This window comes from Rhodococcus phenolicus, assembly GCF_001646785.1.
Lineage (GTDB): Bacteria > Actinomycetota > Actinomycetes > Mycobacteriales > Mycobacteriaceae > Rhodococcus > Rhodococcus phenolicus.
Genome location: NZ_LRRH01000112.1, coordinates 1 through 2,427, shown reverse-complemented (window position 1 = coordinate 2,427; position 2,427 = coordinate 1). Strand labels below are relative to the sequence as shown.

The window sequence follows — 2,427 nt, the reverse complement described above, 5'->3', positions numbered from 1 at the left end:
GACGCAAGACGGGCCTCGACAACGTCGTCACGGTCCGCATCTACCGGCGCGATGAACTGCCCGACGCCTATGAAGCCGAGACCACGGTGAAGTGGACGGACTCGGCGGCCGGGGACACGAACGCACTGCAGGAGTTCAGCTTCACCCTGTCGGGCCGCGGTAAGCCCCGCGACATCGTCAAGCCGCTGATCCCGGCCACCGCGCAGAACTTCACCATCACCCTCGGTGGAGCCACCGCGGGCACCTTCACCCTGACGTGGGCCGGCAAGACCACCGCGCCGATCGCGTTCGATGCCACGTCGGCGGCGATCAAGTCGGCGCTGGCGGCGCTCGACGACGGTTACACCGCCAGCGATTTCACGGTCACCGGCTCGACGGGCGGCCCGTTCGCCGTGACTGTCCCCGGCGGCGTCCTGACCGGCGACGGCACCGGCCTCACCGGCGGCGCATTCGCAGTCGCCGCGGCCTGACCCAGTCTCCATCCGGGGCGCTCTCCTCGCGGGCGCCCCGGATGGACCACACCACGGAAAGGACCGGTAGGTGCTCGACCTCGACGCCTTCATGGACCCCGCGCTGCACCTGCCCATCGCGGGACGCGACTACGCGATCGCCTGCACAGCGTGGCAAGGCCTACGCGCACAGCATCTCGTCACCACCGGCGCGCGCCTGGACGACGCGGCCGAACGCGCGGAGATCCTTGCGATCCTCGGCGATACCTATCAGCAGATGGTCGACGACGGCATCGGCTGGCCCACCATCGCCCACGCTGGCCGCACCGCCCTGCTGTGGTTCGGGCATTCCGAAGCCGCCGGACAGGCCCTGTGGGAGAGCGCAGGTATGCCGGGAAATCCGATTCCCCCATCCCCGAAGCAGGCGCGGATGGGGGAGAGACTCCGGTCGATCTTTCGGCGCCCGGCACCTACGGACCGGATGATCCTGGCGGCGGCCCGTACGACCCCGTAACCGGGGTGCGCGACTGGTACAACGACGAACCTGACCGGCCGAAGCCCGGCCAGGTTGCACGCACCCTCGTCGACTGCCTACACCACTGGTCCGACATCGAACTCGACCTGCAGGACAACGGAATCGACCTCGAATCCGGGGTCCTGCACACCCGGTCGTGGCGGTGGCTGCGCGTGCGCATCACCGCCCTCGCGGCTGATCCCACCTCCCGCCTGCACAAGGCGCTGACGAAAGGCGCGCAGTGGCGCTCAAGGACTTGACCGAGACCGGCTTCGACCCGGACCTGCACCTCCCGATCCGCGGAAAGAAGTACCGCGTCCCGGCGCCCGACTATGAGGCGCACAAGGAGATGCAGGAGACGATCGTCGCGACCGGCCTGCCGCCGGTGGAGCAGTCGCAGCAGGCCATCGACGCCCTCGGCAGCGCGTTCGGCGAGATGGTCGACGACGGCGTGCCCTGGCCGATGATCCTGCACGCCGGCCGAACGACACTCCTGCACTTCGGGTTCTCCCCGGACATGGCCGAGGTGCATTGGGCGCTGGCGCACCTCGGCCGGATGGTCGACCTCGAGCAGGTCTCCCAGAAGCTCGGCGACCTCGAACGCGCCCGGGCGCGCGCACGAAAGAAGCACCGCAAGGAGGACTGACCTGTGGCACTCGACGTCGGCGAGCTCGTCGCCCGCCTCACCCTTGACGACTCCCGCTTCGTCCAGGGAACCCAACGCGCGGAACAGCAGTCGCGCCAGTCCACTCAGCGCATCACCAACGGATTCCAGGACATCAGCCGCGCCGCACAGCGTGCCTCCCAGGCCGCGCAGGCCGTAGAGATCAACCGGAGTCTCGAGCAGCAGGCCCGCGACGCCGCACAGCGCATCCAGGAACTCGAACGCAACGCCCAGCGCGCCGACCAGTCCGTCGACGACATCACGGTGAACACCCAGCTGCTGAACGATGCCCGCCGGGCCGCGCAGCAGATCGAGGACATCCGCGCCGCGGCACGCCAGGCCGCCGGTGCTGTCGACAACATCGAACTCGGCAACCGACTGCAGCAGGACCTCCAGGCCGCACAGGGCGAGCTGGGCAACCTGTACGACCAGGCCGCAGAAGGCGGAGGCGACGCTGGCAGCCAATCCGGCGGGAACTTCCTGTCCGGGTTCTCCGACGCCATCGGCGACCTCGGATCCAAGACCGGACCGGTCGCCGGATCGATCCTCGGTATCGCCGCCCTCGGACTTACCGCTGGGGCGATGCTCGCCGCCGCGATCAAGGACGGCATGCAGGCAGAGCTGCAGCGCGATCTGTTCCAAGCCCAGACCGGCACCACTGTCGCGCAGGCGGAGAAGTTCGCCCGGGCCGCCGGTGAGGCGTACGCGGACGTGTTCGGCGAGTCCGTCGAGGAGAACCTGTCGACGCTGAAGCTGGCGCTGCAGAACAACATCCTCGACCCGGGCGCCACCCAGCGTGA

The 2,427-nt window shown here is 69.1% G+C and carries 4 protein-coding genes and 1 pseudogene; all 5 read left to right on the top strand.

Translation table 11 applies throughout. From position 1 onward, the window contains the following. Positions 1-470 (top strand): phage tail tube protein (locus tag A8G15_RS25265; protein WP_425415128.1); only part of this gene is annotated, 470 nt, incomplete at its 5' end. A 70-nt stretch (positions 471-540) separates the two neighbouring features. Further along, positions 541-963 (top strand): DUF7426 family protein, encoded by a 423-nt coding sequence (locus A8G15_RS25260; RefSeq protein WP_068165749.1) that lies wholly within the window; start codon positions 541-543, stop codon positions 961-963. Positions 964-968: 5 nt separating this feature from the next. Beyond that, positions 969-1,223, top strand: a complete 255-nt coding sequence (locus A8G15_RS25255) for a hypothetical protein (protein WP_068165748.1) — start codon at positions 969-971, stop codon at positions 1,221-1,223. Next, the gene (locus A8G15_RS25250) at positions 1,205-1,609 is read left to right on the top strand and encodes a DUF7426 family protein (RefSeq protein ID WP_068165747.1); all 405 of its coding nucleotides are present in this window, start codon (positions 1,205-1,207) and stop codon (positions 1,607-1,609) included. The genes A8G15_RS25255 and A8G15_RS25250 overlap by 19 nt, the downstream gene beginning before the upstream one ends. Positions 1,610-1,612: 3 nt before the next feature. Next, positions 1,613-2,427, top strand: a pseudogene (locus A8G15_RS25245) (hypothetical protein); the annotation flags it as partial.